The following is a 5,569-nucleotide window of genomic DNA, read 5'->3' as shown; positions in this document are numbered from 1 at the left end:
TCTGGGCCGGCTCCGGCCGCTTATCCGGTGCCCCCGGTTGAGGCGGCTCGTCCGGCCTGCCACGAGTGGCGGCGCGGCTGATCTCGCGGTTGAGCTCGCTCAGGCAGCGAGGGCAGAAGCGCCCGCTGTCAACGGGTGCGCCGCATCGCTCGCACCGGAGCGCGCCTTGGAGCTGTTCGAGGGTCATCTTGAGCCGGCCGGCACGCACCCAGCGGTGGATCTGGGCGATCTCCACCCCCGTCCGGCTGCTCACCTCCACCACCGTGGCGTTGCCGTGCCCGGCCAGGTACTCCTTCACTTTCTCGAACTCCTCTTGCTCCTGGGACAGGCACGTCGGGCAGATCTCCTCGACACCCGTGAACAGTCGCCCGCAGCGCGCGCAGTTCTTGATGGCCACGCCTAGCACTCCTCCCCGCCGTTTGAGTGCGGGCCGCCCCCACCTGCCAGGTCGGCATCGGTCAGCCCCACCGCGGCAACCAGGCCCAAGACCTTCCCGGCGCCTGCCCGCAGAAGCGCCCGGGCCGCCTCGTCCATGGTAGCCCCGGTGGTGTAGACGTCGTCCACCACGACCAGCGTCAGCCCCCTCACGGCGTCCGGCTGCCACACGGTGAACGCCCCGCGCAGGCTCCGCCGCCTCTCCCTCGCCGTCCGCAGGCTTTGGGCGCCGCCGTGTTGCGCCGCTTTGGCCCGGATCAACGCCTCCAGCACCGGAATGCCCGTCTCTTCACTGACCTCCATCGCCAGGGCGAGGGCCTGATTGTAGCCCCGGCGCTCCAGCCTTTTGGGGTGCAGCGGCACCGGCACCAGCGCGTGGGCCCGGCCGCCCAGCCTGGCGCGTTCAGCCACCTGCGCCATTGCGGCGCCAAGGGGCCTTGCGAGCTCCCGGCGCCCGTAGAACTTGAGCTGCTGGATCAGATCCCTCCACATGCCATCGTACACCGCCGGGGCCAAGCTGCAAGCGAACGGCACGGTGCGCGCCCGGCAGTCGTGGCACCGATCGCCCTGCTCCGAACGCAGCGGCTTGCCGCACCGGTCGCAGACCGGCCGGCGGATCCAGGCCACCAGGTCGAGGCAGGCGCCGCACAGGCCGAAGCGATCCTCCCGGGGGGTCGACAGGGTGCGGCCACAGTGAAGGCAGTGCTCGTCCGGAGGCACGAAAAGCCCCAAGAAGCGCCGGGCCCACGTGAAAGCCGTGGTGTTCACTGCCGACACTTCCCTCCGGGGAACGGAAGGAGTTCGAGATTGTTCGACGAACAGTGCAAGTCGTGCCGAGCGCCCGACAAAAGTCGACAAGAAACGTCGCTACTTGAGGAACTGGTTGCAGTTACGTGTTGAAACCAGACGTACAGGAATGACCGGCTCTTATCTCAGCTTCCATTGCTTAGCACAAACCGCTCCACGTACGCGCAACCACATGCAGCCGTTCGGGCGCTCGCACTTCCTTTCCTTTCGCAGGCCCTTCAACGTTCTTCGTTGTTTGACCTTCACGGGTTTTGCCAGATGGCTGTGCTCAGATACCGCGTGCCCGTGTCCGGCAGGACGGTGACGACGACGCCCTCGCTCAGGCCCGAGGCGACCCGGATCGCCGCCACCACGTTGGCCCCACCCGAACCGCCGGCTAAAATCCCCTCTTCCCGCGCCAGACGGCGTACCATCGCGTACGCCTCTTCGGTTGCCACGTGCAGCCGGCCGTCCAGCCAGGAGGGGTCGAAGATGCCCGGTACTTCGGCCACCTGCATGTTCTTGAGCCCCTCGAGGCCGTGCAGCGCCTCCAGCGGTTCGACTCCGATAACCCGAAGCTCCGGGTTCTGCTCCTTGAGGTAGCGCCCTGCCCCCATGAGCGTGCCGCTGGTACCCACCCCGGCCACGAACTGCGTGACCCGCCCCGCCGTCTGGTCCCATATCTCCGGCCCGGTCGTCTCGTAGTGGGCACGGGGGTTCGCCGGGTTGCTGTACTGGTCGGCCCACCAGAAGCGATCGGGCAACCTCTCCGCAAGCTCCCTGGCGCGCTGGCGAGAGCCCTCGGTCCCCTCCAGCGGGTCGGTCACGATCACCTCTGCGCCAAACGCCTCCAGCATGCGGCGACGTTCGGCGCTGGCGTTGGCCGGCAGGCACACCGTCACGCCGATCCCCAGGGCCGCGCCGATCATGGCGTAAGCGATGCCCGTGTTGCCCGAGGTGGCATCAAGGATGCGCCGCCCCCGGAGCAGCCCCCGCTGCACCGCGTCCCCCACCATGTACAGCGCCGCCCTGTCCTTGACCGAGCCGCCCGGGTTGAAGCCCTCCGCTTTGACGTAAACCTCCACCGGCGCACCCGCCGGCCAGACGCGCTGCAGCCTGATCAGGGGCGTGTTTCCGATGCGGTCGAGGAGGGGATGACCGGCAAAAGGCCGCCTCGTCCGTCTATCAATGCGCATCCGCTCGTGGTCACCCACCCAAATCGAAGCCGTCGCATTATACCAGCCGCAACAGCCCCGCCGCCCGGGCCCGCTCGTTCATTGCCGCGATGGATTCGACGGCGCGCCGCATGGCACGGCTCCTGGTGGCTGCGGCGAACAGAACGCGGCCTTCCGGTCGGTCCGGGCTGCGCCCGCACCGACCCGCCATCTGCACCAGGGCCGCCTCGTCGAACACCCCATCCTGGTCAGCAAACAGTACGAGCACGTCCACGCCGGCGAAGGTAACGCCCCGCTCAAGCAGCGTGGTGGTCACGAGCACCCGCTCCCGGGAAGCCGCAAACTCCGCCACGATGCGATCGCGCCCCGGGTGGCGGCTGTGGCAGGCGGAAGCGCGAAGCGCCCGCGCCACCTTCTCGACCCGCTCGACGGTAGGGCAGAAAACCAGCACCCGGGTGCCCGGGCGGCGGCCGTGGAGCCAGTTGCGGATGAACTCCGGCACGCGTCCGGGGTCGTCCGGCGCCTCTTCCCAGCGGCGCATGGCACCGTGAACCCAGATCTGGGGAACGGGGAGAGGCCGCCCGTGGTAGCGGGCCGGGATGTAAATGACCGTCCACCCACGCCGCCGAACGCGGTCAACCTGGGCCTGGCCCGGCGTGGCCGACATGATGACGCCGAACCCCCCTGGGTGAGCGGCCCTCTCCACCGCCATCCCCAGCATGTCGGAACCGGCGTAGGGAAAGGCATCGAACTCGTCCAGGATCACCAGCGCAAAGGCCCGGAAGAAGCGCAGGGCCTGGTGCGTCGTGGCGACGATCAGCTCCTGCCCGAGCGGCCGACTCCAGCCGCTGCCCGCTGCCTGGGCCCGCGAGCCGGCGCCTGACCTGCCCATGAGCAGCCTGACGGGCCAGCCTCTGAAGGCGCGTTCGGCCCGTGCCGCCACCTCGGCGGCAATCTCGCGGCGCGGCGTGGCAAACAGCACCCGGCCGCCCCGCTGGAGCACCTGGTCGGCGGCGCCGAAGGCCACCTCCGTCTTGCCTGCACCCGTCACGGCCCAGACCAGGCATCCGCCCGGCGCCCTCGGGTTGCCGCCCGCCTCGAACCGGACGCACACGCCCGCCTGCAGCGCCTCGAACGCCCGCCGCTGCGCCTCGGACAGGGACGCAACCAGCCGCGGATCGAGCCTGCCTCCCTCTCCGGGACACCCCTCATTCTGGGGGGCCTCCGGATCGAGCAGGGGCGCCTCCATCGCGTAGAGCGGCTCGCACCCCTTCGCCGTGCCCATCGCCGCGCACCGGCTGCACCGCGGGCAAAACGGGCTGCCGCAGTGCGCGCACTGCTCCGGGTAGATCCCGTCCCGGCTTCCGCAGCGCCGGCAGACCGCCCCGAGTTCGTCCACCTCGACGGCCGCGAATCGAAGCGCCGCACCGGCGCGGACCAGCGCTTCGGCGCTGCCCAGCGCCTCCTGCGGGCCGGTGCCGTGACTGCGGGCTATCCTGATCAGTTCGGAGCCCAGCAGGCACCGTCCGGTCAGCAGGGATCCGATCGCCCCGCCGCGCTCGTCCTCACCAGGCGGTGCATTCGCCAGCTCCCGGTACGCTTCGGGGTCCAGCCACACCACGCCGTCGCCGGGTAGCCCCATCCGCTCGAGGCCGGCCCCTACCGCTCGCGCGAAGCGCCGGAGCCGCAGGCCCCTGCCGATGGCTCCAAAGCCAAGACGCTCCACGGCTCGCTGCACCCACCGGGCTCCATACAGTGGCAGCGGGGAACTGACCCGCCGGATCGCGTCGGGTGCCGCCTCGAAGGGCATGACGAGGCTCTTCATGCCATGGGAGCCCGCCGTAACGCACACGGTGTAGCGCATTGCGCCGGTGCCTCACCCCCCGTGTTCGGCCGCGCGTTTTCTATTCTAACGTTATTAGGACGAACCTTCTGCCCCTTACGCGATACCGCAGGTATCCCCCAGCAGGCGACCCGCCAGCGGGCCGGGCACATGGAGCGCAGCGCCCCCGGGCGCGGGCGCAAGCTCAGCGGGCCTGGCGCGGCATGATCTCCAGCTCCTGGCGCAACTTCACGATGGAGCTGGCCGGCACGAACCCACGCACCACAACGTTGGCATAGACACTGGCGTGCGGCCCGATGAGCGTTCCCGGGCTCGTCACCGCATTGCAGCCCGTGGTGACCCCGTCCCCGATGATGGCGCCGAGCTTGCGAAGCCCCGTGGCGATGACCTCGCCGTTCGGCCCGCGCACGCTCACCTCGGTGCCGTCGTTTTTGAGGTTGGAAAGCTTGGTGCCCGCCCCCAGGTTGCAGTGGCGGCCCAGGATGGAATCGCCGACGTAATTGAAGTGAGGTGCCTGGGCCCCGTCCAGCAGGATCGAGGCCTTCACCTCCGTGGCGTGCCCGACGACGCAGCCCGCCCCGACCAGGACGTACTCCCGGATGTACGCCCCCTGCCGGATCACCGTGCCCGGGCCGATGATGGCCGGGCCTTTGACCATGGCCCCGCTTTCCACGACGCACCCTTCGCCAAGCTGCACGCGGTCCGACACGTATGCCCCCGGCATGATGGTGCCCGCCAGGGAAGGTTCCAGGTGTTCGTCGATGTAGCGGGGCAGGTTCGAAAGGGCCAGCCAGACGTACTCGAGGTTCTCCAGGAGCGACCGGTGCTCGAAGTCTTCCAGCCGGAAAAAGTATCCGGCCCTCCACCACTCCGTCATAGCGCGCTCGCTCTTAAGCCTTCCGTCCCGCAGGCGCCGTGACCTCGCTCAAACGCACCAGGCGCCCCGTCTCCCCGGATTCCAGCACCGCCATCGCGACCCGGAGCGCCGCAATGGCCTCACGGCCGCCCACGCGGACCTCACCGTCCTCGCGAATGGCCTGGATGAAGGCGGCCAGCTCATCTTCCACCATATCGTTACGCTGGTAGATGACCGCGTGTGGCTCCGGCGTATCCCGCTGCAGGAGCCACAAATACCCCAGGCTGCCGGGATCCACCCCGTTGGCATGCGGCACGCTGTCGAAAACCTTGGCGCCGTCCACCGTGGACCCCGGCTTGTCCGCCGCCGGCGGCAACTGGTCGCCCCGGGGCCGCATGGAAAGCGCCCCGTCCGGGCCAAGGACCTCGTGAAGCTCGTCCACCCGAACGTGAGGCGGCAGCCCCCAGCTCCACA

General features: G+C 69.5%; 6 protein-coding genes. All 6 read right to left on the bottom strand.

Features of this window, described 5'->3' with window-relative positions; all coding sequences use genetic code 11:
* Nucleotides 1-397: MerR family transcriptional regulator (locus AB1609_14630; protein MEW6047695.1), on the bottom strand; the 397-nt coding region annotated here is incomplete at its 3' end.
* Between the two features lie 2 nt (nt 398-399).
* Nucleotides 400-1,203, bottom strand: a complete 804-nt coding sequence (locus AB1609_14625) for a ComF family protein (protein MEW6047694.1) — start codon at nt 1,201-1,203, stop codon at nt 400-402.
* Nucleotides 1,204-1,484: 281 nt separating this feature from the next.
* Nucleotides 1,485-2,417, bottom strand: coding sequence for a cysteine synthase family protein (locus AB1609_14620; GenBank protein ID MEW6047693.1), 933 nt, complete (start codon nt 2,415-2,417; stop codon nt 1,485-1,487).
* A 37-nt stretch (nt 2,418-2,454) separates the two neighbouring features.
* Nucleotides 2,455-4,221 carry a helicase-related protein gene (locus AB1609_14615; GenBank protein MEW6047692.1) on the bottom strand — a complete coding sequence of 589 codons (1,767 nt, stop codon included), beginning with the start codon at nt 4,219-4,221 and terminating at the stop codon, nt 2,455-2,457.
* Nucleotides 4,222-4,423: 202 nt separating this feature from the next.
* Nucleotides 4,424-5,116 (bottom strand): hypothetical protein, encoded by a 693-nt coding sequence (locus AB1609_14610; GenBank protein ID MEW6047691.1) that lies wholly within the window; start codon nt 5,114-5,116, stop codon nt 4,424-4,426.
* Between the two features lie 13 nt (nt 5,117-5,129).
* On the bottom strand, nt 5,130-5,569 hold a 440-nt coding region (locus AB1609_14605), incomplete at its 5' end, for a Gfo/Idh/MocA family oxidoreductase (GenBank protein ID MEW6047690.1).

It is taken from the genome of Bacillota bacterium (assembly GCA_040754675.1).
GTDB lineage: Bacteria > Bacillota > Limnochordia > Limnochordales > Geochordaceae > Geochorda.
This window is presented reverse-complemented; position numbering and strand designations above follow the sequence as displayed.

What these genes read in the sequence shown, in the direction of transcription:
- AB1609_14610 (MEW6047691.1), bottom strand. Translation starts at nt 5,116, where the DNA reads ATGACGGAGTGGTGGAGGGCCGGATACTTTTTCCGGCTGGAAGACTTC.
- AB1609_14620 (MEW6047693.1), bottom strand. Translation starts at nt 2,417, where the DNA reads ATGCGCATTGATAGACGGACGAGGCGGCCTTTTGCCGGTCATCCCCTC.
- AB1609_14615 (MEW6047692.1), bottom strand. Translation starts at nt 4,221, where the DNA reads ATGAAGAGCCTCGTCATGCCCTTCGAGGCGGCACCCGACGCGATCCGG.